The 26,448-nt window shown below is 70.6% G+C and carries 23 protein-coding genes, 2 tRNA genes and 1 pseudogene; 18 read left to right on the top strand and 8 right to left on the bottom strand.

Translation table 11 applies throughout. The features are described from left to right. Positions 1 to 7 precede the first annotated feature (7 nt). From recF to ACIPXC_RS05130, 8 genes are all read left to right on the top strand, one after another. Positions 8 to 1,168, top strand: a complete 1,161-nt coding sequence (recF, locus tag ACIPXC_RS05165; protein WP_401613669.1) for a DNA replication/repair protein RecF — start codon at positions 8 to 10, stop codon at positions 1,166 to 1,168. Then, positions 1,165 to 1,701 carry a DUF721 domain-containing protein gene (locus ACIPXC_RS05160; protein ID WP_401613667.1) on the top strand — a complete coding sequence of 179 codons (537 nt, stop codon included), beginning with the start codon at positions 1,165 to 1,167 and terminating at the stop codon, positions 1,699 to 1,701. The genes recF and ACIPXC_RS05160 overlap by 4 nt, the downstream gene beginning before the upstream one ends. A 305-nt stretch (positions 1,702 to 2,006) precedes the next feature. Beyond that, positions 2,007 to 4,028, top strand: coding sequence for a DNA topoisomerase (ATP-hydrolyzing) subunit B (gene gyrB, locus ACIPXC_RS05155; RefSeq protein ID WP_401613872.1), 2,022 nt, complete (start codon positions 2,007 to 2,009; stop codon positions 4,026 to 4,028). Positions 4,029 to 4,073: 45 nt separating this feature from the next. Next, on the top strand, positions 4,074 to 6,692 hold the full coding sequence (gene gyrA, locus ACIPXC_RS05150) for a DNA gyrase subunit A (protein ID WP_401613665.1): 2,619 nt from the start codon (positions 4,074 to 4,076) through the stop codon (positions 6,690 to 6,692). 3 nt (positions 6,693 to 6,695) lie between these two features. Then, on the top strand, positions 6,696 to 7,343 hold the full coding sequence (locus ACIPXC_RS05145; RefSeq protein ID WP_401613663.1) for a DUF3566 domain-containing protein: 648 nt from the start codon (positions 6,696 to 6,698) through the stop codon (positions 7,341 to 7,343). Between the two features lie 118 nt (positions 7,344 to 7,461). Next, positions 7,462 to 7,535, top strand: a tRNA-Ile gene (locus ACIPXC_RS05140). A 156-nt stretch (positions 7,536 to 7,691) separates the two neighbouring features. After that, complete coding sequence (locus ACIPXC_RS05135) at positions 7,692 to 7,826, top strand: DLW-39 family protein (RefSeq protein WP_208809277.1); 135 nt, start codon at positions 7,692 to 7,694, stop codon at positions 7,824 to 7,826. 122 nt (positions 7,827 to 7,948) lie between these two features. After that, the gene (locus ACIPXC_RS05130) at positions 7,949 to 9,259 is read left to right on the top strand and encodes a hypothetical protein (protein ID WP_401613661.1); all 1,311 of its coding nucleotides are present in this window, start codon (positions 7,949 to 7,951) and stop codon (positions 9,257 to 9,259) included. Here the strand turns inward: ACIPXC_RS05130 and ACIPXC_RS05125 are convergent. Further along, positions 9,246 to 10,535, bottom strand: coding sequence for a serine/threonine-protein kinase (locus ACIPXC_RS05125; protein ID WP_401613659.1), 1,290 nt, complete (start codon positions 10,533 to 10,535; stop codon positions 9,246 to 9,248). The two genes, ACIPXC_RS05130 and ACIPXC_RS05125, sit on opposite strands and share 14 nt — an antisense overlap. Before the next feature lie 45 nt (positions 10,536 to 10,580). After that, positions 10,581 to 11,129: a transcriptional regulator gene (locus tag ACIPXC_RS05120; protein WP_030647515.1), complete on the bottom strand. Its 549-nt coding sequence runs from the start codon at positions 11,127 to 11,129 to the stop codon at positions 10,581 to 10,583. Positions 11,130 to 11,291: 162 nt separating this feature from the next. On the opposite strand from ACIPXC_RS05120, the gene ACIPXC_RS05115 reads away from it, so the two are divergent. Both ACIPXC_RS05115 and ACIPXC_RS05110 read left to right on the top strand, forming a co-directional pair. Further along, positions 11,292 to 11,364, top strand: a tRNA-Ala gene (locus tag ACIPXC_RS05115). A 389-nt stretch (positions 11,365 to 11,753) separates the two neighbouring features. Then, entirely contained in the window at positions 11,754 to 12,299 is a 546-nt protein-coding gene (locus tag ACIPXC_RS05110) for a LysM peptidoglycan-binding domain-containing protein (RefSeq protein ID WP_401613656.1), read from the top strand. A 258-nt stretch (positions 12,300 to 12,557) separates the two neighbouring features. On the opposite strand, the gene ACIPXC_RS05105 is transcribed toward ACIPXC_RS05110, so the two are convergent. Further along, positions 12,558 to 13,280 (bottom strand): DUF5324 family protein, encoded by a 723-nt coding sequence (locus ACIPXC_RS05105; RefSeq protein ID WP_401613654.1) that lies wholly within the window; start codon positions 13,278 to 13,280, stop codon positions 12,558 to 12,560. A 147-nt stretch (positions 13,281 to 13,427) separates the two neighbouring features. Here ACIPXC_RS05105 and ACIPXC_RS05100 point away from each other — a divergent pair, with 147 nt between their 5' ends. Beyond that, positions 13,428 to 13,955 carry a peptidylprolyl isomerase gene (locus tag ACIPXC_RS05100; RefSeq protein WP_386455361.1) on the top strand — a complete coding sequence of 176 codons (528 nt, stop codon included), beginning with the start codon at positions 13,428 to 13,430 and terminating at the stop codon, positions 13,953 to 13,955. Positions 13,956 to 14,178: 223 nt separating this feature from the next. Beyond that, the gene (locus ACIPXC_RS05095) at positions 14,179 to 15,054 is read left to right on the top strand and encodes a rhomboid family intramembrane serine protease (protein ID WP_401613652.1); all 876 of its coding nucleotides are present in this window, start codon (positions 14,179 to 14,181) and stop codon (positions 15,052 to 15,054) included. A gap of 115 nt (positions 15,055 to 15,169) precedes the next feature. Here the strand turns inward: ACIPXC_RS05095 and crgA are convergent, their stop codons facing one another. After that, positions 15,170 to 15,424 (bottom strand): cell division protein CrgA, encoded by a 255-nt coding sequence (gene crgA, locus ACIPXC_RS05090; RefSeq protein ID WP_350990365.1) that lies wholly within the window; start codon positions 15,422 to 15,424, stop codon positions 15,170 to 15,172. A gap of 91 nt (positions 15,425 to 15,515) precedes the next feature. On the opposite strand from crgA, the gene ACIPXC_RS05085 reads away from it, so the two are divergent. From ACIPXC_RS05085 to ACIPXC_RS05060, 6 genes and pseudogenes are all read left to right on the top strand, one after another. Further along, positions 15,516 to 16,289 (top strand): DUF881 domain-containing protein, encoded by a 774-nt coding sequence (locus ACIPXC_RS05085; RefSeq protein WP_401613650.1) that lies wholly within the window; start codon positions 15,516 to 15,518, stop codon positions 16,287 to 16,289. After that, a complete protein-coding gene (locus tag ACIPXC_RS05080) occupies positions 16,261 to 17,049 on the top strand; it encodes a class E sortase (protein WP_401613648.1) in 789 nt (262 codons plus the stop codon). Before ACIPXC_RS05085 ends, ACIPXC_RS05080 begins: the two co-directional genes overlap by 29 nt. Positions 17,050 to 17,138: 89 nt before the next feature. Then, entirely contained in the window at positions 17,139 to 17,315 is a 177-nt protein-coding gene (locus tag ACIPXC_RS05075) for a hypothetical protein (RefSeq protein WP_030011120.1), read from the top strand. Continuing rightward, entirely contained in the window at positions 17,312 to 17,950 is a 639-nt protein-coding gene (locus ACIPXC_RS05070) for an aminodeoxychorismate/anthranilate synthase component II (RefSeq protein ID WP_401613646.1), read from the top strand. Before ACIPXC_RS05075 ends, ACIPXC_RS05070 begins: the two co-directional genes overlap by 4 nt. Positions 17,951 to 18,099: 149 nt before the next feature. Next, positions 18,100 to 18,768: pseudogene (locus ACIPXC_RS05065) on the top strand (class E sortase); the annotation flags it as partial. Positions 18,769 to 18,781: 13 nt separating this feature from the next. Next, the gene (locus ACIPXC_RS05060) at positions 18,782 to 19,507 is read left to right on the top strand and encodes a class E sortase (protein ID WP_401613644.1); all 726 of its coding nucleotides are present in this window, start codon (positions 18,782 to 18,784) and stop codon (positions 19,505 to 19,507) included. Positions 19,508 to 19,705: 198 nt separating this feature from the next. Here the strand turns inward: ACIPXC_RS05060 and pknB are convergent, their stop codons facing one another. The 4 genes from pknB to ACIPXC_RS05040 form a co-directional block, all read right to left on the bottom strand. Next, a complete protein-coding gene (pknB, locus tag ACIPXC_RS05055) occupies positions 19,706 to 21,748 on the bottom strand; it encodes a Stk1 family PASTA domain-containing Ser/Thr kinase (protein WP_401613642.1) in 2,043 nt (680 codons plus the stop codon). Positions 21,749 to 21,942: 194 nt separating this feature from the next. Then, entirely contained in the window at positions 21,943 to 23,409 is a 1,467-nt protein-coding gene (locus ACIPXC_RS05050) for a peptidoglycan D,D-transpeptidase FtsI family protein (RefSeq protein WP_401613640.1), read from the bottom strand. Next, positions 23,406 to 24,830, bottom strand: a complete 1,425-nt coding sequence (locus ACIPXC_RS05045) for an FtsW/RodA/SpoVE family cell cycle protein (protein WP_401613638.1) — start codon at positions 24,828 to 24,830, stop codon at positions 23,406 to 23,408. The genes ACIPXC_RS05050 and ACIPXC_RS05045 overlap by 4 nt, the downstream gene beginning before the upstream one ends. A 28-nt stretch (positions 24,831 to 24,858) precedes the next feature. Further along, the gene (locus ACIPXC_RS05040; protein WP_401613636.1) at positions 24,859 to 26,370 is read right to left on the bottom strand and encodes a PP2C family protein-serine/threonine phosphatase; all 1,512 of its coding nucleotides are present in this window, start codon (positions 26,368 to 26,370) and stop codon (positions 24,859 to 24,861) included. Positions 26,371 to 26,448: the final 78 nt, after the last annotated feature.

The following is a 26,448-nucleotide window of genomic DNA, read 5'->3' as shown; positions in this document are numbered from 1 at the left end:
GCGCCGTATGCATGTTTCGCATCTCTCACTGGCCGACTTCCGCTCGTACGCCCGGGCCGAGGTTCCCCTCGACCCGGGCGTCACCGCGTTCGTGGGTCCCAACGGCCAGGGCAAGACCAACCTCGTCGAGGCGGTCGGCTACCTCGCGACCCTGGGCAGCCACCGCGTCTCCTCGGACGCACCGCTCGTACGGATGGGCGCGGACCGGGCAGTCATCCGTGCCGCCGTGGCCCAGGGCGAGCGCCGGCAGCTGGTCGAGCTGGAGCTGAATCCGGGCCGCGCCAACCGCGCCCGGATCAACCGGTCCTCGCAGGTCAGGCCGCGGGACGTGCTGGGGATCGTACGGACGGTGCTGTTCGCCCCGGAGGACCTGGCCCTGGTCAAGGGCGACCCGGGCGAGCGCCGCAAGTTCCTCGACGAGCTGGTCACCGCGCGCTCCCCGCGGATGGCCGGGGTCCGCTCCGACTACGAGCGCGTCCTCAAGCAGCGCAACACCCTGCTGAAGTCCGCGGCGATGGCCCGCCGGCACGGCGGGCGCCAGGGGGCCGCTGGACGGAGTTCGGGGGCGGACCTGTCCACGCTGGACGTGTGGGACCAGCACCTCGCCCGCGCGGGCGCGGAGCTGCTGGCCCAGCGCCTCGACCTGATCGCGACGCTGCTGCCGCTGGCCGACAAGGCGTACGAGCAGCTCGCGCCCGGCGGCGGCCCGCTGGGACTGGCGTACAAGTGCTCGGCGGGCGAGCCGGTGGACAGCGGGGCGGCACGCACCCGCGAGGCCCTGTACGAGGTGCTCCTGGCCGCGCTCGGCGAGGTGCGGGGGCAGGAGATCGAGCGTGGGGTGACCCTGGTCGGCCCGCACCGCGACGACGTGGCCCTGCGGCTGGGGGACCTGCCGGCCAAGGGGTACGCCAGCCACGGCGAGTCCTGGTCGTACGCGCTGGCGCTGCGGCTGGCCTCCTACGAGCTGCTGCGCTCCGAGGGCAGCGAGCCGGTGCTGATCCTGGACGACGTGTTCGCGGAACTGGACGCGCGGCGCCGGGAGCGGCTGGCGGAGCTGGTGGCGCCGGGCGAGCAGGTGCTGGTGACGGCGGCCGTGGACGACGACGTGCCCGGCGTGCTGGTGGGAGCCCGGTACGGGGTGTCCGGCGGTGAGGTGACCCGGTTGTGAACGAGCACGGCAGGGACCCGCAGCCGGCGCGCAGGGCACCGGAGGCCTCCGGGGTGGACCTGGCCCGCCAGGCCCTGGCGGCGGCCCGGGAGCAGGCGCGGGCCCGGGGCGACGCGGCGGGCGGCAGGAAGCGCCGGCAGCAGCCGGGGCTGCGGTCGGGCGCCCGGGCGGACGGCCGCGACCCGATGCCGCTGATGGCGGCGCTGGACCGGCTGCGCACCGAGCGCGGCTGGGAGATGCCGATGGCGGTGGCGGGCGTGATGGAGCGCTGGCCGGAGATCGTCGGTCCCGAGATCGCGGCCCACTGTGAACCGCAGCGCTACGAGAACCGTGAGCTGGTCGTGAGGTGCGACTCCTCTGCGTGGGCGGCGCAGCTGAAGCTGCTGGCCCCGCAGCTGGTGGCGCGGCTGAACGCGGATCTGGGGCAGGGCACGGTCCGCCTGATCAAGGTGCAGGGCCCGGGCGGACGGCCGAAGGGGTACGGGCCCTGGCGGGCTCCCGGGAGCACCGGACCCGGGGACACCTACGGGTGAGTAGCGCCCGTGGGCCGCTGTCCGGCCCGCGCCGGCGGGTGGCGTCCCTCACGGTAGCCGGAGGTTGACAGGCCGAAGCGCTGGGTGCCCGTGTGAGCCTCTTTGAGCCCCTTCCCGCATATGGGGAGTCGGAGAGTGGAGGTTCAGGGCGGCACATGCGTACTCAGGTACCGGCAAACCCCCATTCATGTCGGTGGTACCGGTAGACTGGAGGAAATCCCGCCCGTTCGCGGGATCACGCAGACAACGCAGATCGACGCGGCCGCTCCCGCCGGCGCACTTGCTGGTCCGGAGTACGGGCTGCGCTGTGCCAGAAAGGGCGCTTCGTGGCCGATTCCGGCGACTCCAACGAGAAGAATTACGACGCCAGTGCGATCCAGGTCCTTGAGGGCCTGGACGCGGTCCGCAAGCGGCCGGGTATGTACATCGGCTCGACGGGTGAGCGTGGTCTGCACCACCTCGTCTACGAGGTCGTCGACAACTCGGTCGACGAGGCGCTGGCCGGGCACGCGGACACCATCGACGTGACGATCCTCGCCGACGGCGGGGTGCGCGTGGTCGACAACGGCCGCGGCATCCCGGTCGGCATCGTTCCGTCCGAGGGGAAGCCGGCCGTCGAGGTCGTCCTGACGGTCCTGCACGCGGGCGGCAAGTTCGGCGGTGGCGGTTACGCCGTCTCCGGCGGTCTGCACGGCGTCGGCGTGTCCGTCGTGAACGCCCTGTCGACCAAGGTCGCGGTCGAGGTCAAGACGGACGGCCACCGCTGGACCCAGGACTACAAGCTGGGTGTGCCGACGGCTCCGCTGGCCCAGAACGAGGAGACGGCGCAGACCGGCACCTCGGTCACCTTCTGGGCGGACGGCGACATCTTCGAGACGACCGAGTACTCCTTCGAGACGCTGTCGCGGCGTTTCCAGGAGATGGCCTTCCTCAACAAGGGCCTGACCCTGTCGCTGACGGACGAGCGGGAGTCGGCGAAGGCGACGGCGGGCGCCGACGACCCAGACGCGGACACGGCCGAGCCCCAGGCGCGCACGGTGAAGTACTACTACGAGGGCGGCATCGTCGACTTCGTGAAGTACCTCAACTCGCGCAAGGGCGAGCTGATCCACCCGACCGTCATCGACGTCGAGGCCGAGGACAAGGAGCGCATGCTCTCGGTCGAGATCGCGATGCAGTGGAACTCGCAGTACACCGAGGGCGTCTACTCCTTCGCGAACACGATCCACACGCACGAGGGCGGTACCCACGAGGAGGGCTTCCGCGCGGCGCTGACGGGTCTGGTGAACCGTTACGCGCGCGACAAGAAGCTGCTGCGCGAGAAGGACGACAACCTCGCCGGCGAGGACATCCGCGAGGGTCTGACGGCGATCATCTCGGTCAAGCTGGGCGAGCCCCAGTTCGAGGGCCAGACGAAGACCAAGCTCGGCAACACGGAGGCCAAGACCTTCGTGCAGAAGGTCGTCCACGAGCACCTCAACGACTGGTTCGACCGCAATCCGGTCGAGGCCGCGGACATCGTCCGCAAGGCGATCCAGGCGGCCACGGCGCGCGTCGCGGCCCGCAAGGCCCGTGACCTGACGCGCCGCAAGGGTCTGCTGGAGAGCGCCTCGCTGCCGGGCAAGCTGTCCGACTGCCAGTCGAACGACCCGACCAAGTGCGAGATCTTCATCGTCGAGGGTGACTCCGCCGGCGGTTCGGCGAAGTCCGGCCGCAACCCGATGTACCAGGCCATCCTGCCGATCCGCGGCAAGATCCTGAACGTCGAGAAGGCGCGGATCGACAAGATCCTCCAGAACACCGAGGTCCAGGCGCTGATCAGCGCCTTCGGCACGGGTGTGCACGAGGACTTCGACATCGAGAAGCTCCGCTATCACAAGATCATCCTGATGGCCGACGCCGACGTCGACGGCCAGCACATCAACACCCTGCTGCTGACCTTCCTCTTCCGCTTCATGCGCCCGCTGGTCGAGGCCGGTCACGTGTACCTCTCGCGTCCGCCGCTCTACAAGATCAAGTGGGGTCGCGACGACTTCGAGTACGCGTACTCGGACCGCGAGCGCGACGCCCTGGTCGAGATCGGCAAGCAGAACGGCAAGCGCATCAAGGAAGACTCGATCCAGCGCTTCAAGGGTCTGGGCGAGATGAACGCCGAGGAACTGCGCGTCACCACGATGGACGTGGACCACCGCGTGCTCGGCCAGGTCACCCTCGACGACGCGGCGCAGGCCGACGACCTGTTCTCGGTGCTGATGGGTGAGGACGTCGAGGCCCGGCGCTCCTTCATCCAGCGCAACGCCAAGGACGTCCGCTTCCTCGACATCTGAGTCGGCCCGACGCTGACCGCCGCCTGAAAGGATTTCTGACCAGCAATGGCCGACGAAACCACCCCCACCGCAGAGAATCCCGCGGAGGAGCAGCCGCAGCTGCGCATCGAGCCCGTCGGGCTCGAGACGGAGATGCAGCGCTCCTACCTCGACTACGCGATGTCCGTCATCGTCTCGCGTGCACTGCCCGACGTGCGGGACGGCCTCAAGCCCGTGCACCGTCGCGTGCTGTACGCGATGTACGACGGCGGCTACCGGCCCGAGAAGGGCTTCTACAAGTGCGCCCGCGTCGTCGGCGACGTCATGGGCACCTACCACCCGCACGGTGACAGCTCCATCTACGACGCCCTGGTCCGCCTGGCCCAGCCGTGGTCGATGCGCATGCCGCTGGTGGACTCCAACGGCAACTTCGGCTCCCCGGGCAACGACCCGGCGGCCGCCATGCGCTACACCGAGTGCAAGCTGATGCCGCTGGCCATGGAGATGCTCCGGGACATCGACGAGGAGACCGTCGACTTCCAGGACAACTACGACGGCCGCAACCAGGAGCCGACGGTCCTCCCGGCGCGCTTCCCGAACCTGCTGGTCAACGGCAGCGCCGGCATCGCGGTCGGTATGGCGACCAACATCCCGCCGCACAACCTGCGCGAGGTCGCCGCCGGTGCCCAGTGGGCGCTGGAGCACCCGAACGCCACGCACGAGGAGCTCCAGGACGCGCTCCTGGAGCGCATCAAGGGCCCGGACTTCCCGACCGGCGCGCTCGTCGTGGGCCGCAAGGGCATCGAGGAGGCGTACCGGACCGGCCGCGGCTCCATCACGATGCGCGCGGTGGTCGAGGTCGAGGAGATCCAGAACCGCCAGTGCCTGGTGGTCACGGAGCTCCCGTACCAGACCAACCCCGACAACCTCGCCCAGAAGATTGCCGACCTGGTCAAGGACGGCAAGATCGGCGGTATCGCGGACGTCCGCGACGAGACCTCCTCGCGGACCGGCCAGCGCCTGGTGATCGTGCTCAAGCGCGACGCCGTCGCCAAGGTCGTGCTGAACAACCTCTACAAGCACACCGATCTGCAGACGAACTTCGGCGCGAACATGCTGGCGCTGGTGGACGGGGTGCCGCGCACCCTGTCGATCGACGCCTTCATCCGCCACTGGGTGACGCACCAGATCGAGGTCATCGTCCGGCGTACGCGCTTCCGCCTGCGCAAGGCCGAGGAGCGCGCCCACATCCTGCGTGGTCTGCTCAAGGCCCTGGACGCGATCGACGAGGTCATCGCGCTGATCCGGCGCAGCAACACGGTCGAGATCGCGCGCGAGGGCCTGATGGGCCTGCTGGAGATCGACGAGATCCAGGCGAACGCGATCCTGGAGATGCAGCTGCGCCGCCTCGCCGCCCTGGAGCGGCAGAAGATCGTCGCCGAGCACGACGAACTGCAGGCCCGGATCAACGAGTACAACGCGATCCTGGCCTCCGAGGACCGCCAGCGCTCCATCGTCAGCGAGGAACTGGCCGCGCTCGTCGAGAAGTTCGGCGACGACCGGCGCTCCAAGCTGGTGCCCTTCGACGGTGACATGTCCATCGAGGACCTGATCGCCGAAGAGGACATCGTCGTCACCATCACGCACGGCGGTTACGTCAAGCGCACCAAGACCGAGGACTACCGCTCGCAGAAGCGCGGCGGCAAGGGCGTGCGCGGGACGAAGCTGAAGCAGGACGACCTGGTCGACCACTTCTTCGTCTCCACCACGCACCACTGGCTGCTGTTCTTCACGAACAAGGGCCGGGTCTACCGGTCCAAGGCCTACGAGCTGCCGGACGCCGGCCGGGACGCGCGCGGGCAGCACGTGGCGAACCTGCTGGCCTTCCAGCCGGACGAGAAGATCGCGCAGATCCTCGCCATCCGCGACTACGAGGCGGCCCCCTACCTGATCCTGGCCACCAAGGGCGGCCTGGTGAAGAAGACGGCGCTCAAGGACTACGACTCGCCCCGTTCGGGCGGTGTCATCGCCATCAACCTCCGGGAGACCGGCGCCGACGGGGCCGACGGCTCCGCCGACGAGCTGATCGGCGCCGAGCTGGTGTCCGCCGAGGACGACCTGCTGCTGATCAGCAAGAAGGCGCAGTCGATCCGCTTCACGGCGACCGACGACGCGCTGCGTCCGATGGGCCGCGCGACCTCGGGCGTGAAGGGCATGAGTTTCCGAGAAGGGGACGAACTGCTCTCCATGAGCGTGGTCCGGCCCGGTACGTTCGTCTTCACCGCGACCGACGGCGGCTACGCCAAGCGGACGGCGGTCGACGAGTACCGCGTCCAGGGTCGTGGCGGTCTGGGCATCAAGGCCGCGAAGATCGTGGAGGACCGCGGGTCCCTCGTCGGGGCGCTCGTGGTGGACGAAACGGACGAGATTCTCGCCATCACGCTCAGCGGTGGTGTGATTCGTACGCGCGTCAATGAAGTCAGGGAGACCGGCCGTGACACCATGGGCGTCCAGCTGATCAACCTGGGCAAGCGTGATGCCGTGGTCGGCATCGCCCGCAACGCCGAGGCCGGTCAGGAAGCTGACGAGGTCGAGGCCGACGAGAACGAGACCGAGGCGGCCGCCGCACAGGCCGTCGAGGCAGCCGGGGGCACGCAGCCCTCGGCCGGGGAGCACGAGGAGTAAGTCGTGAGTGGAGCCACGGGCGCCGGACCGGCCAAGACTGGAGCGAACGGTGCCCGTGGCCCTGCCGCGGACTCCCAGGGGGGAACCGTGACGGACACCCGAGGACCGCAGACATCGGACGAGGCCGAGGCCAAGCCCGCTGCCGACGCGGACAAGCCCGCGCAGCCGTACCAGCCGCCGCAGGCCTACGCGGCCCCCACGGGCCCGGGTGCGCCGCGCGGCGGCGGTACGGGCGCCACCACCCAGCGCAAGCCGCGCACGCCGGTGCGCACGGCTCCCAGGACGCGCAAGGCGCGGCTGCGGGTGGCCAAGGCGGATCCGTGGTCGGTGATGAAGGTCAGCTTCCTGCTGTCGATCGCGCTGGGCATCTGCACGATCGTGGCGGCGGCCGTGCTGTGGATGGTCATGGACGCGATGGGCGTCTTCTCGACCGTCGGCGGCACGATCAGCGAGGCGACCGGCTCGAACGAGGGCAACGGCTTCGACCTGCAGGCGTTCATGTCGCTGCCGCGCGTGCTGATCTTCACGTCGGTGATCGCGGTGATCGACGTGGTGCTGGCGACGGCGCTGGCGACGCTGGGCGCGTTCATCTACAACCTGTCGGCGGGATTCGTCGGCGGCGTCGAGCTCACCCTCGCCGAGGACGAGTAGGCCTCCCGGCGGAGCGCCTGTGAGGGGTCGGATGACCTGCGCAGACGCCCCCCGGGAACGGATTTTGGCCTGACCGGGTCTGTGCGCTAATCTTCAGGAGTCAGCGCGCAGCGCGGATGGGGCTATAGCTCAGTTGGTTAGAGCGCATCCCTGATAAGGATGAGGCCACAGGTTCAAATCCTGTTAGCCCCACAGTGTCGAAGACCCCCAGGCTCAAGGCCTGGGGGTCTTCTGCGTCGGGCCAGTTGGCGGACCCGGTGCCTGTCGAATGGCGCCGATCGGATATCGGTCGGTGTGTATTGTTGGGCGCCAGAAGTCCCCTACGTCAACGAAAGACGAGGTCGCGCGGTGAAGAAGCTGCTCCTGGTCGCACTGGCCGCCATCGGCGGGCTCCTCGTGTACCGCCAGATCCAGGCGGACCGCGCCGAGCAGGACCTGTGGACGGAGGCAACCGACTCCGTGCCCTCTGGTTCCGGTGTGTGAGACCGAAGGCTGAGTTCATGAAGCCCCGGCTGCCGCTGCGGCCGGGGCTTCATGCTGTTCTGTGACGAAAACTTACCTTTTGTAAAGATTTGGCTTGCGGTAGCAAATTCGGGGTGGGCGTGATGGGTCGGGTACCGACGACGGTGTGGGCGGTGGCCCTCGGCACGATGGTGGCCGGAGTGCCCGCCGCCGCGTACGCCGGGGAGAACACCCCCCGGCCGCCCTCCGTCTACCGCCCCGCCGACGGCGCCGAGACCGTCGAGGGCAAGCCCTCCTCGGCCGACGCCCCGCTCGTCGAGGCCGGTAGGACCTACGAGGACACCATCGCGCCCGGGCCGCGCTACTACCGTCTCGTCCTGGCGGGCGACGGCTCCAACGCCTACGTCAGCGCCGTGGTCCGGCCCCCGGCGGGTGCCAAGGTCTCCCGCAGCGACGGCATCGAGGTCGAGCTGATGACCACCGCGGGGAAGTCCTGCGACAACAGCACCGGCCGCGCGACCTTCGGCTACGACGCGGTGCCCCTCGCCGCCGCCGGTGTCCGCTGGGGCACCGAGGACCAGCCGTGCGCCGCCCCCGGCGTCTACTACGCGAAGCTCACCCGGACCGCGGCCGAGGACTCCGACCAGAGCCCCTGGCCGCTCGAACTGAAGGTGCAGCGCGAACCGGGCCGCGGCGCGGGCGCCCCGACCACCGCGCCCAGTGGCCGGCCGACCGGGGCGCCGTCCCTGCCCGGAACCGAGGCGGTCGGCCGCGTCGGCGGCACCGGCTTCAACGACGCGCGCGCCCTGGGCGCCGGGGTGTGGCGCGACGAACTGCGGCCCGGGCAGACCCGCTGGTACCGCGTTCCGCTGGACTGGGGGCAGCGGCTCGGCCTGGGAGCGGAGCTCTCCGCCGCCCGCGTGACCAAGAAGTACACCTCCGCCTCGGGCGGACTGGCCGTCACCCTCTACAACCCCTACCGGGCCGCGGTTTCGGGCAAGGAGGCGTCCTACGACGGCGTGCAGGCGGGGGTCACCCTGGAGAAGACGCCCCCGGTGGACTACGGCAACCGTTTCTCCGGCGACCGGGAGACCCGGCCCGTCGGCGTCGCCGGCTGGTACTACATCGCCGTGACGATGGGCGGGAAGGTCGCCGACTTCACCGAGGACGCGGTCCCCGTTCCGCTGACGCTGCGGCTGGAGGTGGCCGGAACCCCGGCCAAGGCCCCCGCGTACCAGGAGGATCCGGCCGCGGGCGGCTTCGGGGTCGGGGCCGCGGACCGGACGGCGGCGGCGGAGGGCCTGACGGCCCCGGAGGCCGCGGAGGCGGCCGGGACCCGTTCGGTGATGCGCGTCGTCGCGAGCGCGGGCTTCGGCGGCGGGACGCTGCTGCTGGCGGTGCTGGGCGGCTGGGTCCTGCTCGGCCGGCGGGGGCGCGGCGCTACATCTGCGTGAGCGCCCAGACGCCGACGGCGAAGCACACCAGCGCCGCGGCGAGCAGTGAGGCCACCGCCTTCGGCGGGGGCGGGGCGATGCCGCCGCGCACCCTGACCGGCGCGGTGGGCGTCCCCGGCACCCCAGGCGCGGCCGGTACGGCCGGCGGGGGCAGATGGAAGCTGCCCGTCTCCGAAGGGCCGTACGAGGGGCCGTACTCGGGCCCGTACGAGGGGCCGTGCGCGGGCGCTCCGACAGCGGCGGCCTGCTGCGGGACGCGGGGCGGCGTGGCGGCGGCACCGCGGGGATCGGCGACGGCGGGCCCCGCGGCGGGCGCCTGCGGGGTCGCCGCGGCAGCCGAGGCGGGCGCGGAGGCGGCCGTGGACGGGGCCGTGGACGGGGCCGTGCCCGTCCGTCCCTCGGGCCCCTCGGGGCCGAACCCGGGCGGCAGCGGACCGAGTTGGTCGAACACCTCCACCGGATCCTCGTCCGGGGCCGGGGCCGGCAGCAGCTCCACGGCCGCGGCAAGGGCCTTGCGCGCCCCTGTGGCCGTCCGGAACCGGTTCTGGGGGTCGGGCTGCAGGAGGTTCGCGATGACGTCCCAGAGCGGGCCGGGGACGCCTTGCGGGGCGTCCGGGGTCCCGTGCGCGAGGAAGTGGTCCACCAGGGCCCGGGCGTCGGGCTTGCTCCCCTGGAGGAGGTACAGGGAGACCAGGCCCACGGCGAAGAGGTCCGCTGCGAAGTCGGGTTCCGCCCCCGTCAGTTGCTCGGGAGCGAAATAGCCCGGCGTGCCGACCACGTAGTCGGTCTCGGTCAGGCGGGGCTCGCCCTTGCGCATGGAGATGCCGAAGTCGGACAGCCGCAGGTGCGGCCGCCCGCTTCCGGTGGCCTCCATGAGGATGTTGGCCGGTTTGATGTCGCGGTGCACCACGCCTTCCGCGTGCACCGCCGCCAGGCCCGACAGCAGCTGGTCGAGCAGCGCGCACACGAAGCGGGGCGGGAGGGGACCGTAGTCCCCGATCACATGGCCGAGGGAGCCGCCGCCTACCAGGTCCATGGTGAAGAGGACCTTGTCGTCGTCGGCCGCCCAGCTCGCCGGCGCCAGTACGTGCGGGTGGTCGATCCGCAGCGCCTGCTCCCGTACGAAGCGCAGGAGCGTGTGGGCGTCGCTCTGCAGCAGGACCTTCGCGGCGACGTAGCGGCGACGGCGGTGGTCCCAGGCCCGCCACACGGCGCCCGCGCCACCGCGCCCGATCGGATCGATCAGCTCGTACCGGCCGGCGAAGACCTCACCCATCGCTGCGCCCGTCCCCCGTCATCCTGTTGTCCGCCGTCGCGCGTGTCAGTTCTGGTGCGCCTCGTAGTGGGCGACCGCGTCCGCAGTGCGGCCCGCTCCGTACACCCGGAGGAACTCTGCCAGTTCCGGGTGGCTGGGGGCGAGGCTGTTCGCCGCGTCGATGATGTCGCCGGCCGCGGAGACCGAGCGCAGCAGCGACTGGATCTCGCGGACCACGCGCTTGACGGTGGGTGCGCCGGAACCGGTGGTGGTCTGGCCGCTGCTGCTGAGGACGGATCCCCCCTGGGTCTTCTTGATCTCGTCCATCCGGTCGGTCGCCTCCGCCGCGCTGACGCTGCCGTCGGCCACCTGTCCGGCGAGGTCCTGGAGGGCCTGGACGCGCTGGACCACGGCAGGATTCCCGATCTTGGCGCGCTGGCCGCTCATCAGCTGGGACAGCATGGGCGCCGACAGTCCGAGTACTGCAGCGAGACGGGCCTGGTTCAGGCCGAGGTCGTCTATGAGCCTGCGGAAGAGCGCCCCCAGCGGCTCTCCGTACCAGCTTCGCTGGAGCTCTCTGGCTCTGGCCGTGGCCTCTTGCTGCACTGCGTCCACTCTTACTACTCCCCTTCGCTGGTGCGAACCTCGCGAGCATCTTACGGAGAGTGGTCGCAGGGCGGGAGTCCCTAGCATTTTGCGAGATGAGGGGGTAGACCCGGTACTCTGTTCTGCGGAACGGCCGTATCCCTCACGTGGGACCGGTGCGTCCAGTTCCATGGGGCCTTAGCTCAGTTGGTAGAGCGCTGCCTTTGCAAGGCAGATGTCAGGAGTTCGAATCTCCTAGGCTCCACATCCAAATGCCCTCTGATCTGCGAAAACGCGGCTCGGAGGGCATTTTTCATGCCCGCGGACGGCGAAGGTCTGCCCGGCCGTTCCTCCCCGGGTGCCCTTGGCGGCCCGGGGCGCGGGACCGGCGGTGCAGTTTCCCCCATCAGTCGGACCAGCTTGCTGCGCATGTGCTGAACGCCCTGGTGCGTGGTGCCCGGTGTGCGGATCCCGCGTGGTGCGGTGCCGTTTCTCGACACGACGGAGCATGGCCCGGTCCCTTCCGGGAGCGTTCCCGAGGGCCGCGCGTCCCCCGGACGGCCCCGTCGCTGGGCCGCTCGCCGTCCGGTGGCGGACAGTGGGGAGAAAGGCATCGATCCCAGGGGGGAACCCTCACGCCGGAGGCGTACAGACATGGGACTCTTCGACTTCCTGAAGTCCGACAAGAAGAAGGCGCACGACAGCGCCGACAGGGCCAAGGAGCAGGCGCAGCAGCAGGCGGACGAGGGGGCGGGCCGGTCCCGGAGCGCCGCGGCCGACGCCGCCTCGGCGACGAGGGCCGCCGCCGAGCGCATGGCGGCCGCCGCACCGCCCAGGCCGGGGCCCGCGCCCGCGACCCCGACCCCCGGCTCGGCGGCGCACAAGGCGGTGCCCGCACCGCCCAGGCCCGCCGCGATGCCGAAGCCCGCGCCGCCCTCCACCGGGCCCGGGGCGGCGCACACGCCCACGCCCCACTCGGCCGCGCACAAGGCGGTGCCCGCGGCCCCGACGGCCAAGCCGGGGCCCACCGCCAAGAAGCGCACCTACACCGTCCAGCGGGGCGACACGCTCGCCGCGATCGCCGCCCGCGAGCTCGGCAACGAGGCGCGCTGGCGCGAGCTCTACGCCATGAACAGGGGGGTCATCGGCGCCAACCCCGACCTCCTGCCGCCGGGCGCGGTCCTGACGCTCCCGGCCTGACCCCACCCGGCTCCGCCCGCACACGACGTGGCAGGGCCCGGACCCCGCGCGGGGTCCGGGCCCTGCCACGTGCCGGAACGTCTGGGGCGTGTGTCGAAAGTCCCGCCTGCCCCGCGACGCCTGGCACGCACGCTCGCCGCGTTGTCGGGATCGTCCACGTACGCCCAGTACGAGGACGATCCTCCGCCTTGCGATCGCACGCACCAGACGCCGCGGGGCCCGCCGTTCGGGCGGACGGCGCTACTTTCGACACACGCCCTAGTGGCCCGGGTCCGGCTCGGGTCCGGAGCCCGCCTCGCGCTCCTTCTCCGCCAGCTCGTCGTCGAAGCTGGCCGGCGCGGCGTCGCGGTCCGACAGCTCGGTCGCCGCGGGCGGCTCGACCAGCCAGTCCGGGTTCGACTGCTGGTCCCACCACCGCCACGCCAGGTAGGCGCCGGCCGCGACCAGGCCGACGAGCGCGGCCCCGCGCAGAACCCTGCCGCGGCGCCGTGCCCGCTCGTGCTTGCGCACGAGCTTCTGCACTTCCTTGGCCGTCACCTGGCCGCGCAGCGCCGCCAGGGCCGCGGTCGACCGCGACGCGGCCTCCTCGGCCACGGGCGTGGCGACCGCGATGGCGCTCTCGATCTTCGGCTGCGTGTAGTCGGCGGCGTGACGGGCCGCCAGGCGGGTCTGGTGCACCGCCTTCGTCGCGGCACGGTCCACGGGTGGCGGTACGTGTGCCCGCGCCGCCTTCAGCCGCGGCTGCAGATGGCAGTCGTAGGTCATCCGGGCCTGGCGCGCGGCGCCGGTCGCCGCCTGGGACACCATCGGCGTCAGCCGCTCGTTGGCCTCGTGCGCGTAGTGCACCGCAGCGTCCCTGGCGGATTCCGCGTACGGCGCCACCATTTCAGCCGCGTACCGCACGCTCTCCCTGGCGCTCTCGGCTGCCAGGCGCGCGCTGTCCTTGCCGGTCACGGGATCCTCCTCCTCGGTGGCGGACACAGTTCACCTTTCCACCCTTTGTCGGATCATGCCTGCCATAGCGCCGACAGGCATGCGTGACAGGGCATACGGGTGGAGGATTTCAGTGCCGCGGAGCCCTCCGTGCGACCATCTGGACCGACAGCGATGACTATGGAAGGCAGATCCGTGGCCGAGAAGCTCTACGCCACCCTGAAGACCACGCACGGCGACATCGAGATCGAACTTCTGGAGAACTTCGCTCCGAAGACCGTCCGCAACTTCGTCGAGCTCGCCACGGGCGCCCGTGAGTGGACCCGCCCCACCGATGGCCAGAAGACCACGGACCCGCTGTACGACGGCACCGTCTTCCACCGTGTCATCAGCGGCTTCATGATCCAGGGCGGTGACCCGCTCGGCAACGGCACCGGCGGTCCCGGCTACGCGTTCGCGGACGAGTTCCACCCCGATCTGGCCTTCACCAAGCCCTACCTGCTCGCCATGGCCAACGCCGGCCCGGGCACCAACGGCTCGCAGTTCTTCATCACCGTCGCCCCGACCGCCTGGCTGACGCGCAAGCACTCCATCTTCGGAGAGGTCACCGACCCGGCGAGCCGGAAGGTGGTGGACGCGATCGCCTCCGGCGCCACCAACCCGCGCACCGAGCGGCCGCTGGACGACGTGATCATCAAGTCCGTCGTCGTCGAGAGGCGCTGACGGCCCGCGCCACCGCGCGCCCGCGCCACCGCGCGCCCGCGCCACCGCGCGCCCGCGCCACCGCGCGCCCGCGCCACCGCGCGCCCGCGCCACCGCGCGCCCGCGGCACCGGGCCACCGCCCCACCGCGCACCGGGAACCTTTCCGCCCCGCCCGTCCGTACTGCATACGTACCGGACCGGCGGGGTCCACACCGTTCGCCCCGCCGCCGACCGAGGGAACCGATGGACACCGACCGTCTGCCGGGCTGCTACCGCCACCCGGACCGCGACACGGGGATCAGCTGCACCCGCTGCGAACGCCCCATCTGCCCCGATTGCATGATCAGTGCGTCGGTGGGGTTCCAGTGCCCCGAGTGCGTCCGCGAGGGCTCGGGGACCGGTCACCGGCCCGCCGCCAACGCGCCGCGCACCATCGCGGGCGGTGTGGTCGCCGAGGACCCCCAGCTGGTCACCAAGATCCTCATCGGGATCAATGTCGCCGTTTTCTTCCTCTGCCTGCTGGCTCCGGCGCTGGTGGTGCAGCTGCAGCTGATCGGCGGCTACCGCGAGTACCTCGGCGGCCCCGTCCACGGCGTCGCCGGGGGCGAGTACCACCGACTGCTGACCTCGGTGTTCCTGCACACCGAGTGGTGGCACATCATCAGCAACATGATCGCGCTCTGGATCATCGGGGGTCCGCTGGAAGCGGCCCTCGGCCGGACCCGGTACCTCGCCGTCTACCTGCTGTCGGGCCTGGGCGCGAGCGCCTTCGTCTATCTCCTGGCGGAGCCGTACATCCGGACCGTCGGCGCGTCCGGGGCGATCTTCGGCCTGCTCGGCGCCACCGTGGTGCTGGCACGGCGGCTGCGGTACGAGATGCGGCCGGTGATCATCATGGTCGTGCTGATGCTGGTGCTGACCTTCGTACCGCTCGGCGGCGTCCTGCGTGTGTCCTGGCCGGCCCACGTGGGCGGTCTGATCACGGGTGCGCTGGTGGGCCTGGGCATGCTCGTGCCGACCGGTGCCCGAAGTCGGACGTTCGTCCAGTGGGGCACCTGTGCGGTGGTGTTCCTGCTGGCAGCGGCGCTGATCGTGCTCCGCACAGCGGAACTCACCTGATCACACCGGCGTCAACTCTCCACAGAGTTATCCACAGATCTTCTGTCTTTTCCTCAGGTGTGGATGACGCTGTGGATAACTCCTGGGGAGAGCTTCCGTCAGGGACTGCCGGGTGCTACTTCCACTGCGTGGAAACGCCGAATCCCGCCGCGATGAAGCCGAAACCGACGACGATGTTCCAGTTGCCGAGGGCCTCGACCGGCAGCTGGGTCTCGGTCACGTAGAAGACGACGATCCACGCGAGACCGATCAGGAAGAACGCCAGCATGACCGGGGCCACCCAGCTGCGGTTCGTCAACCGGATGTTCTGCGGCTGCCGCGCGGGCGGCGGGGTGTAGTCGTCCTTCTTGCGGATACGTGACTTCGGCACGAGGGGCTCTCCTGTCGATGCGCTGGGGACCTTGCCTGCCCCGGGCGTCCGTTAGCGTAGTGGACCTGTGGCGTTGAAGGAGAAGGGTACGTTGAGCAATTCAGACGACTCCTCCACGGGTCCCCGTCGCCGGGCCAGGCCGGTCCGGTTGCTGACGGCCGCCGTCTTCGCCCTGGCCGGGCTGCTCTTCGTCACCAGTTTCAACACCTCCAAGGGTACGAACATCCGCACGGATGCCTCGCTCCTGAAGCTGTCGGACCTGATCAAGGAACGCAGTGCGGACAACGCGGAGCTGGAGGAGAGCACCGGAGCGGCCCGCGCCCGCGTGGACGCCCTCGCCGACCGCGACAACGGCAGCACCAAGGCCGAGGACGCGAAGCTGGCCGCTCTGCGCGCCGCCTCGGGCACCGAGGAACTCTCCGGCAAGGGCCTGACCGTCACCCTCAACGACGCCCCGCCGAACGCCACCGCCCGCATCCCCAACGTGCCCGAACCGCAGCCCAACGACCTGGTGATCCACCAGCAGGACCTCCAGGCCGTGGTGAACGCCCTGTGGCAGGGCGGCGCCGAGGGCATCCAGGTCATGGACCAGCGGCTCATCTCCACCAGCGCGGTGCGCTGCGTGGGCAACACCCTGATCCTCCAGGGCCGCGTCTACTCGCCCCCGTACAAGATCTCGGCGGTCGGCGACCCGGCGGCGCTCAAGAAGGCCCTCGCGGCCTCCCCGGCCCTGCAGAACTACCAGGCGTACGTGAACGCCTACGGCCTGGGCTGGAAAGTGGACGAGCACAAGGCGCTGACACTTCCCCCCTACTCCGGCACAGTGGACCTCCACTATGCGAAGCCGGTGGGCACCACCCCGTGACCGGGCCCGTCCCGACGCCCTCCTGCGGCTGGCGGTACGGACGTTCAGCGAGGTGTGCCTGACGGCGGGCACGCTGATCGTGCTCTTCGTCGTCTACGTCCTGGTGTGGACCGGGGTCAAGGCCGACCGGGCCGCGGACGGCGAGATGGCCCGGCTGCGCGACGGCTGGGCGGCGGCCGCGCGGCCGACGGCCCCGGCTCCACCGGCCGCAGCCCCACCGGCCACCGCCCCCGGGGCCGCGCCGCAGCCGGCCGGATCAGCCGCCCCCGCCCCTGCGGAACCGCGCTACCCCGCGGGCCGGGCGTTCGCCGAGATGCGCATCCCGCGCTTCGGCCCGGACTGGGTCCGGCCGGTCCTGGAGGGCACGGACCCCGAGCTGCTGAAGAAGGGCCTGGGCCACTACGCCGCCACCGCCCGCCTCGGTGCCGTCGGCAACTTCTCCGTGGCCGGCCACCGCCGCACCTACGGTGACCCCTTCAAGGACTTCCCCCGGCTGCGCCCGGGGGACGAGGTGATCCTCAAGGACGCGGGCACCCGGTACACGTACACGATCCGGGGCGGGCCCCTGCGCACCCTGCCCACCGACGTCGGCGTGGTGGACCCGGTTCCGCCGAAGTCCCCGTTCACGGCACCGGGCCGGTACCTGACGCTGACCACCTGCGACCCGGAATGGGGACACAGCCACCGGCTGGTGGTCTGGGCGGAACTGACCGGTACGCGCGCCGCCGGGCAGGGCGGACCGGAGGGTTCGTCCAGGTGACCCTCCCCGCCGGGCCGCTGCCTTTAGTCTGTTCGCGTACCGCCCCCGCGGTGCGTTGAACGAATGTGGACGAAAAGGAATCAGGCGGCATGTACGGCTGGATCTGGCGGCATCTGCCGGGCAACGCGTGGGTACGCGCGCTGATCTCCCTCGTACTGGTCCTCGCCGTGGTCTTCGTACTGTTCCAGTACGTCTTCCCGTGGGCCGAGCCGCTCCTTCCGTTCAACGATGTGACGGTGGACGAGGGATCGGGAGCCACTCCGTGAGCGCACGCATTCTGGTGGTCGACAACTACGACAGCTTCGTCTTCAACCTGGTCCAGTACCTCTACCAGCTCGGAGCCGAGTGCGAGGTGCTGCGCAACGACGAGGTCGCCCTCGCGCACGCGCAGGACGGGTTCGACGGCGTCCTGCTCTCCCCCGGGCCGGGCACGCCCGAGGAGGCCGGCGTCTGCGTGGACATGGTCCGGCACTGCGCCGGCACCGGCGTCCCCGTCTTCGGGGTGTGCCTCGGCATGCAGTCCATGGCGATCGCCTACGGGGGCGTCGTGGACCGGGCCCCGGAACTGCTCCACGGCAAGACCTCGCCCGTGGTGCACGAGGGCCTGGGCGTGTTCGAGGGGCTGCCCTCGCCGTTCACCGCGACCCGGTACCACTCCCTGGCGGCCGAGCCCGCGACCCTGCCCGACGTCCTGCAGGTCACGGCCCGGACCGAGGACGGGATCATCATGGGCCTGCGCCACCGGGAGCACGACGTCGAGGGCGTGCAGTTCCACCCCGAGTCGGTGCTGACCGAATGGGGCCACCGGATGCTCGCGAACTGGCTGGTGCGCTGCGGTGACGCCGGCGCGGTGGAACGCTCGGTGGGGCTGGCCCCGGTGGTGGGCAAGGCCGTCGCGTGACCACGGTCGCGCCGTCCGCGCCCACCGAGGGCCGGGCCGCGCGACGCAGGGCAGCTCAGGAGGCCGCGAAACGGGCCGCCAGGAACTCCCGGAGGAGGGGCGGGCGGCGTCGCAAGCGGCCGGCGTCGGGCGGCCCGGTGGTCATCGCGAGCCGGCTGGGCGGGGAGCTCTTCATCACGGCGGGCCTCGTGATGCTGCTGTTCGTCGCCTACCAGCTCTGGTACACGAACCTGGTGGCCGAGCGGACGGCGAACGGCGCCGCCGGCTCGCTGCGGCAGACCTGGGAGCGGCAGCCGGACGGCGCGGCGGCCGCACCGCCCGTGACGGCCTTCGAACCGGGCCAGGGCTTCGCGATCCTCCACATCCCCAAACTGGACGTGAAGGTCCCGGTCGCCGAGGGCGTCAGCAAGCCCAAGGTGCTGGACAAGGGCATGGTCGGGCACTACGGCGAGGGCGCGCTGAAGACCGCGATGCCCGCCGACAAGCAGGGCAACTTCGCGGTGGCCGGACACCGCAACACCCACGGCGAGCCGTTCCGCTACATCAACCGGCTCGTGCCCGGGGACCCCGTCGTGGTCGAGACCCGGGACGCGTACTACACGTACGAGATGACCTCGTCGCTGGCGCAGACACCGCCGACGAACATCGGGGTGATCAAACCCGTGCCGGAGGGCTCCGGGTTCACTTCCGCGGGCCGGTACATCACGCTGACCACCTGCACCCCGGAGTTCACCAGCACCTACCGGATGATCGTATGGGGCAGGATGACCGGGGAACGCCCCCGTAGCCAGGGCCCGCCGCCCGCGCTGACCAGCTAAGGACGAATCAAGCGTGTCTCGTGCCAGCCGCCGCGCCGCGGCCCCGCCCGCCGGCAGCCGCAGTGTGCTCGCCGGCTTCCTGAGCCTGCTGGGAGAGGTCCTGATCACGGTGGGCCTGGTGCTGGGCCTGTTCGTGGCGTACTCGCTGTGGTGGACCAACGTCCTCGCGGACCGGCACGCCGCGGCGCGGGGCGACGAGATCCGCCGCCAGTGGCAGGACCCGGCCCCCGAGCAGGCCGGGCCGGGGGCGCTCGACACCAGGGGCGGGGTCGGCTTCCTGCACGTACCGGCCATGAAGAACGGCGAGGTGCTCGTCAAGGCGGGCACCGCGCCGGACATCCTCGACGACGGCGTCGCCGGCTACTACACCGAGCCCGTGAAGTCGGCGCTGCCCTGGGACGAGAAGGGGAACTTCTCGCTCGCCGCGCACCGGGACGGGCACGGGGCGAAGTTCCACAACATCGACAAGGTGAAGAACGGCGACGCGATCGTCTTCGAGACCCGGGACACCTGGTACGTCTACAAGGTCTTCGCGGAGCTGCGCCAGACCTCGAAGTACAACACCGACGTGATCAACCCGGTCCCCAAGGAGTCCGGAAGGACCGCTCCGGGCCGGTACATCACGCTCACCACCTGCACGCCGGTCTACACGTCGAAGTACCGCTACATCGTGTGGGGCGAGCTGGTCCGCACGGAGAAGGTGGACGCCAAGCGCACGCCCCCGCCGGAGCTGCGCTGAGCCGGGGCCTGCGTGGCCCCCAGAGGGCCTGGAGGGCCCCGCGGGAGCCCCGGGAGTCCCAGGAACCCCAGAGGCGCCGGACAGGCCCGCAGAGGCCCGTCTGCCGCCGTCGGGGGTGTGGGCGTGCGAAAAGGTCCGGCCCCTCTCGCATCCGAGAGGGGCCGGACCTGGTCGCCGGGCCGGCGGCCGAGGCTGCGCCTAGCGGCGGCCTCCGCCACCGGTCAGGCCTCCGAAGAGACCGCCGTTGTTGTTCCCGCCGTCCTGCTGTCCGGCGATCGTGGCCACGTTGACGGCCTGCCCCGAGGTGCCCGGAGTGCCGGGCTGCGGGTCGGTGTTTACCACGAGCGCGTTGTCGTCCGACGGGCCGGCGACGATGCCGAGCCGCAGGTTGGCCCGCTGGAGGTCGTTCTTGTACTGGCCCAGGGTCCGGCCCGCGAAGTTCGGGACGGCCGTCGCCTGCGCGGCCTTGGCGATGGTGATGCCCACCGCCTTGCCCTGCTCGATCTGCTGGCCCGCCGCGATCTGCTGGCCGGTGACCGTGCCCGGAACGGCTCCGGGCTGCTGGTCGGACTCCGTGACGCTGCCGAGCCGGAGGTTGACGGCCTTCAGGGCCTTCTCCGCCTCGTCCTTGGTCTTGCCCCTGAGGTCGGGGACCTCGGACTTGGACTGCTCCTTGGCGACCGTCAGCGTGATCACGCTGTTCTTCTCGGCCTCGGAACCGGCCTTCGGGTTCTGCTCCAGCACGGTCCCCGGGGTGCGGTCGGACTCCTGGGTCTTGCGGTCGACCTGGAAGCCCTTGTCCCTCAGCGCCTTCTCGGCCTCTTCGTACGTCATGTTGAGCACGTCGACCACGGACACCTTCGGGGCGCCCGAGGAGACGGTGATCGTCACCGTGGAGCCCTCGTCGACCTTGGTGTCGGGGGCGGGGTCCTGCTTGCAGACGTTGCCCTTGGGCTGGTCGTCGCAGGGCGCGTCGGCGCCCTTGACCACCTTGAGCTTGGAGTTCTCGGCGCTCTTCGTGGCCTGTTCCAGGGTCTGGCCGATGAGCTTGGGCACGCTGGGCCGGTTGTCGGCCGTGTTCGAGGACAGGGCCCGGCCGATCAGGATCGCGCCGACCAGCACGAGGATGCCGGCCGCCACGAGCAGCACGGTGGACGCCTTGCTCTTCTTCTGGCTCTGGCGGCGGTTCGAGCCCTGGTCGTAGCCGCCGTGGCCCTGGTCGCCGTAGCCGTAGCCGCCGTCGCCCGGGGGCATGGGCGGCATCATCGACGTCTGGGCGCCGGGGTCGGCGGTGCGCAGGGCGGTGGTGGGCTGGTCGTAGCCCTGCGGGCCGTAGCCGTGGCCCTGGTCGTGCGGGTAGCCGTACCCGGCCGCGCCCATGGCGGCGGTGGCGGCGACGGGCTGGCCGTCGAGACAGGCCTCGATGTCGGCGCGCATCTCGTCCGCCGACTGGTAGCGGTAGTCGGGGTCCTTGACCAGTGCCTTGAGGACGATCGCGTCCATCTCGGGCGTGATCTCGGGGTCGAAGTTCGACGGGGGCTGCGGTTCCTCCCGCACGTGCTGGTAGGCCACGGCCACCGGCGAGTCGCCGACGAACGGGGGCCGCACGCTGAGGAGTTCGTAGAGCAGGCAGCCCGCGGAGTAGAGGTCGGAGCGCGCGTCGACCTGCTCGCCCTTGGCCTGCTCCGGGGAGAGGTACTGGGCGGTGCCGATGACGGCGGCCGTCTGCGTCATGGTCATGCCCGAGTCGCCCATGGCGCGGGCGATGCCGAAGTCCATGACCTTGACCTGGCCGGTGCGGGTCAGCATCACGTTGGCGGGCTTGATGTCACGGTGCACGATGCCGGCGCGGTGCGAGTACTCCAGGGCCTGGAGGATGCCGATGCACATCTCCAGCGTGCGCTCGGGCAGCAGCTTGCGGCCCGAGTGCAGCAGCTCGCGCAGGGTCGAACCGTCGACGTACTCCATCACGATGTACGGGATGGAGATGTTGTCGACGTAGTCCTCGCCGGTGTCGTACACGGCGACGATCGCCGGGTGGTTCAGGGACGCGGCCGACTGGGCCTCGCGCCGGAACCGGGCCTGGAAGGACGGGTCGCGGGCGAGGTCGGCGCGCAGGGTCTTGACGGCGACGGTACGGCCGAGCCGGGTGTCGTGGGCGAGGTAGACCTCGGCCATGCCACCGCGGCCGAGCACGTGGCTCAGCTCGTACCGGCCGCCGAGGCGACGCGGCTCTTCCATAACGTTGCAGCCCTCTCCGTCAGTCCCGACCGCACCTGTGTGTGGTCCGGCGGTGTGCTGTTCGCGCAAAGGCTACCGGCCGATCGTCCGTGATCGGATCGTGGCCACAGCCTGATACAGGACCGGTACCGTACGCTCGGATCCGGGGCTGATTCAGTGACCTGCGTCACGTCGGTCGCCCCGTGATCCCCCGGTCATCCCTGGCTCTTCAGCACCGCTTCCATGACCGCCTTGGCGACCGGGGCGGCGAGACCGCCACCGCTGATGTCGTCACGGGCGGTGCCCTCGCTGTCCTCGATCACGACGGCGACGGCGACGGGCGAGGTGCCGTCCGGGTTCTCGGCGTAGGAGATGAACCAGGCGTACGGGCGCTTCTTGTTGCCCTCGCCGTGCTGGGCGGTACCCGTCTTGCCGCCGACCGTCACGCCCTTGATCTGGGCCTTCTCGCCGGTGCCCTTCGCGACGACGTTGACCATCATCTCCTGGACCTTCTGCGCGTTGCCCGCGGACAGCGGCCGGCTCATCTCCTGCGGCTCGTGCTTCTCGATGATGTCCAGGTTCGGCGCGGTGAGGTGGTCGACCATGTACGGCTTCATCAGCTTGCCGTCGTTGGCGATCGCCGCGGTGACCATGGCCATCTGCAGCGGGGTGGCGGCGGTGTTGAACTGGCCGATCGAGCTCTGGGCGTTGCCGTCCCGGCCCATCTTCTTGTCGTAGACGCTGGCGAACGCGCGGACCGGGGTGTCGATCTTGTCGTTGTTGAAGCCGAACTTCTCGGCCGTCTCCACCATTTTGTCGCGGGTGACCTTGTCGCCCAGGTTCGCGAAGACGGAGTTGCAGGAGATCCGCAGCGCCTGGTTCAGGCTGGCCTTCTCGCACCCCGTGTGGGAGTTGGGCAGCTGGGTCTTGGTGCCCGGGAGGATGTACGGCTCGGGGGTGTCCGTCGGGTCGTCGATCTCCTTGACCACGCCGTGTTCCAGGGCGGCCGCGGCGGTGACCACCTTGAAGGTGGAGCCGGGCGGGTAGGTCTCGCGCAGGGCGCGGTTGACGAGCTTCTTGTCCTCACTGTCCTTCAGCTCGACCCAGGCCTTCTCGTCGGTCTTGGAGTTTCCGGCGAAGCTGGACGGGTCGTAGGAGGGGGTGGAGACCAGCGCGAGGATGGCACCGGTGCGCGGGTCGATCGCGGCGACCGCGCCCTTCTTGGTGCCGAGCTTCTCGAAGGCGGCCTTCTGCGCGGCGCGGTTCAGCGTGGTGACGACGTTGCCGCCCTGCTTCTTCTCGCCGGTGAACATGCCGATGGTGCGGTCGAAGAACAGCCGGTCGTCGTTGCCGGTGAGGATGCCGTCCTCAAGCGATTCGAGCTGGGTGGCGCCGAAGGCCTGCGATGCGTACCCGGTGACCGGGGACCACAGCTCCCCTTCGGTGTAGGTGCGCTTGTACTTGTAGTCGCTGCCGTCGGTGACCGTGGAACCGGTGATCGGCTCGCCCTGCACGATGATGTTCCCGCGCTCGGTCGCGTACTGGGCGATCTGGACCCGTCGGTTCTCCTTGCGCGTGCTGAGTTCCTCGGCCTGGACGTACTGCAGCCAGTTGGTCCGGATCAGCAGCGCGAGGACGAGCAGCCCGCAGAACAGCGAGATGCGGCGCAGGGGCTTGTTCATGACGGGCGGACCACCTGGGTCATCTCGGAGTCGGGGGACGGGGCCGGGGCCGGTGCCGGTCGGCGGGCGGTGTCGCTGATCCGGATGAGGACGGCGATGAGGATCCAGTTCGCGAGGACGGAGGAACCGCCGGACGCCAGGAAGGGCATCGTCATGCCGGTGAGGGGGATGAGCCCCATGACTCCGCCGGCGACGACGAAGATCTGGAGCGCGAAGGCGCCGGACAGGCCGATGGCGAAGAGCTTGCCGAAGGGGTCGCGGGCGGCGAGGGCGGTGCGGACGCCCCGCTCGATGATGAGCCCGTAGATCAGCAGGAAGGCCATCACACCGGAGAGACCGAGCTCTTCGCCGACGGTGGAGAAGATGAAGTCGGAGTTGGCGGCGAAGCCGATGAGGTCGGAGTTGCCCTGGCCCCATCCGGCGCCGAGGACCCCGCCGGAACCGAAGCTCATGATCGACTGGCCGACCTGCTCACAGGCGCCCGAGGTGGTGTAGCAGCCGAAGGGGTCGAGCCAGGCGTTGACGCGGGCCTGGACGTGGCTGGCGAAGGAGGCCACCACGACCGCGCCGCCGACCGACATCAGCAGGCCGATGACGATCCAGCTGGTGCGCTCGGTCGCCACGTACAGCATGATCACGAACATGCCGAAGAAGAGCAGCGAGGTACCGAGGTCGTTCTCGAAGACCAGGACCAGCAGGCTCATCGCCCAGATCATCAGGATCGGGCCGAGGTCGCGGCCGCGCGGCAGGTAGAGGCCCATGAAGCGGCGGCTGGCCAGGGCGAGCGCGTCGCGCTTCACCATCAGATAGCCGGCGAAGAAGATCGCGATGACGATCTTCGCGAACTCACCGGGCTGGATGGAGAAGCCGCCGACGCTGATCCAGATCTTGGCGCCGAAGACGTCGGCGCCCAGGCCCGGGACGACGGGCAGGATCAGCAGCACCAGCGCGCCGGCCATGGAGATGTAGGTGAACCGCTGCAGGACGCGGTGGTCCTTGAGGATCAGCAGCACGGCGGCGAACAGGGCGATGGCGAGCGCCGTGTAGAGCATCTGGTTGGGCGCGGAGGGCGAGAAGGCCCCGAAGCTGCGCTTGGCGAGGTTCTGCAGCCGCTCGGACTGGTCCAGGCGCCAGATCAGGACGACGCCGAGGCCGTTGAGCAGGGTGGCGAGCGGCAGGAGCAGAGGGTCGGCGTACTTGGCGTACCGGCGTACGACGAAGTGCGCTATTCCGGCGAGCACGGCGAAGCCGGCCCCGTAGGCGAACATGCCGGGGGGCAGCTCGCCGTGGATCGCCAGACCCACATTGGCGTAGGCGAAGATCGGGATGACCACGGCGAAGGCGAGCAGCATGAGCTCGGTGTTCCGCCGGCTCGGCAGCTCGATGGCGCCGATGGTGGTCGTATTGGTGACAACGCTCATGGTGTGGCAGGCCCCCTGTGCCCGCGGGCTACTTTCCGCACAGGCCGACCAGCTGCTGCTCCTCGGGAGTCAGGCTGGGGCCGGGTGTCTGGCTGTTCTGCGCCTCGGCGCCTCTGCGCTGTTCGTCCTTCTTGCAGGCGGAGACCTGGACGCCGAGGTCGTCCAGCTTCTTGCGGGCACCGTCGAGGCTGCCCTCGCTGATGGTGGCCTCGACCAGCTTCCGCTTGAAGGGCGGCAGGTACTTCAGTTCGATGTCGGGGCGGTCGGTCTCCACCTTGGAGAGCTCCAGCGGTCCGAGCTTCGGGCTGATACCGCGGAAGAGCGCGACGTGCTCGCCCTTCACGCCGACGTAGAACTGGGTCTGGGTCCAGCGCCAGCCGGCGTAGAGGCCGCCGCCGATGACACCGGCGACGACGAGCAGGGTCAGGGTGCGGGTGGTCCACTTGCGCCCTTTGCTGCGGCGCCTGCGGGGGTGGTCGTACGTGTCGTCGTAGCCGGAGCCGGAGTCGTACCCGTCGGCCTCGCCGAAGGAGCCGTAGCCGCCGCCCTGGCCGTGGTCGCCGTACCCGTAGCCCGGGGCGTCGCCGCTGCCGGGGGGACCGAAGGCGCCCGCGGGCGACGGGGACTGGCGGCCGAGCCCGGAGGCGCGGCCGGCCGGGGTCTGCATGGCGTTGTTGTTGTCGAAGAGCTGGTGCTGGGTCTCGGCAACCGCGCCGACGACCACCGGGGTGTCGCTGACCTGGGCGGCGAGGGTGTCCCCGCTGTCGGTGTCGAGGACGTCGGCGACGATGCAGGTGATGTTGTCGGGTCCGCCGCCGCGCAGCGCGAGCTGGATGAGGGACTGCACGGTCTCGCGGGGGCCGTGGTAGTCGGCGAGGGTCTCCTCCAGGGTCTGGTGGGAGACGACGCCGGAGAGCCCGTCGGAGCAGATCAGGTAGCGGTCGCCGGCACGGACCTCACGGATGGAGAGGTCGGGCTCGACGATGTCGCCGCTGCCCAGCGCGCGCATCAGCAGGGAGCGCTGCGGATGGGTCGTCGCCTCCTCCTCCGTGATGCGGCCCTCGTCGACCAGGCGCTGCACCCAGGTGTGGTCCTGGGTGATCTGCGTGAGGACGCCGTCGCGGAGCAGGTAGGCGCGGGAGTCGCCGACGTGGACGAGGCCGAGGCGCTGGCCGGTCCACAGCAGGGCGGTGAGGGTGGTGCCCATGCCCTCGAGCTGGGGGTCCTCCTCGACCATGACGCGCAGCTGGTCGTTGGCGCGCTGCACGGCGGTGGCCAGCGAGGTGAGGATGTCGGAGCCCGGTACGTCGTCGTCGAGCTGCACGAGGGTGGAGATCACCTCGGAGCTGGCGACCTCGCCGGCGGCCTGGCCTCCCATGCCGTCGGCGATCGCCAGGAGACGGGGACCGGCGTAGCCGGAGTCCTCGTTCCCCTCACGGATCATGCCTTTGTGGGATCCGGCTGCGAACCGCAGGGACAGACTCATGCGCACCTGCCCTGTCGACGAAGCTTGCTCCGGGTACAACCGGTCTCGAGCCACACTGCCCACCCTCCGGTCGGGAGCGCGCTCGTGTCCGTGTCCTCGCTGGCACGGATCACCGCCGCGCGCTCGCTCCGC

It is taken from the genome of Streptomyces sp. NPDC090021 (assembly GCF_044748225.1).
In the GTDB taxonomy this organism is placed as follows: domain Bacteria; phylum Actinomycetota; class Actinomycetes; order Streptomycetales; family Streptomycetaceae; genus Streptomyces.
The sequence above is the reverse complement of the archived record's forward strand: the minus strand, read 5'-3'. Positions and strand labels throughout refer to the sequence as shown.

Coding starts and splice junctions, on each gene's coding strand:
- recF (WP_401613669.1), top strand. CDS start 8: ATGCATGTTTCGCATCTCTCACTGGCCGACTTCCGCTCGTACGCCCGG.
- gyrA (WP_401613665.1), top strand. CDS start 4,074: ATGGCCGACGAAACCACCCCCACCGCAGAGAATCCCGCGGAGGAGCAG.
- ACIPXC_RS05130 (WP_401613661.1), top strand. CDS start 7,949: ATGGGTCGGGTACCGACGACGGTGTGGGCGGTGGCCCTCGGCACGATG.
- ACIPXC_RS05125 (WP_401613659.1), bottom strand. CDS start 10,535: ATGGGTGAGGTCTTCGCCGGCCGGTACGAGCTGATCGATCCGATCGGG.
- ACIPXC_RS05110 (WP_401613656.1), top strand. CDS start 11,754: ATGGGACTCTTCGACTTCCTGAAGTCCGACAAGAAGAAGGCGCACGAC.
- ACIPXC_RS05095 (WP_401613652.1), top strand. CDS start 14,179: ATGGACACCGACCGTCTGCCGGGCTGCTACCGCCACCCGGACCGCGAC.
- ACIPXC_RS05080 (WP_401613648.1), top strand. CDS start 16,261: ATGCGAAGCCGGTGGGCACCACCCCGTGACCGGGCCCGTCCCGACGCC.
- ACIPXC_RS05075 (WP_030011120.1), top strand. CDS start 17,139: ATGTACGGCTGGATCTGGCGGCATCTGCCGGGCAACGCGTGGGTACGC.
- pknB (WP_401613642.1), bottom strand. CDS start 21,748: ATGGAAGAGCCGCGTCGCCTCGGCGGCCGGTACGAGCTGAGCCACGTG.
- ACIPXC_RS05050 (WP_401613640.1), bottom strand. CDS start 23,409: ATGAACAAGCCCCTGCGCCGCATCTCGCTGTTCTGCGGGCTGCTCGTC.
- ACIPXC_RS05045 (WP_401613638.1), bottom strand. CDS start 24,830: ATGAGCGTTGTCACCAATACGACCACCATCGGCGCCATCGAGCTGCCG.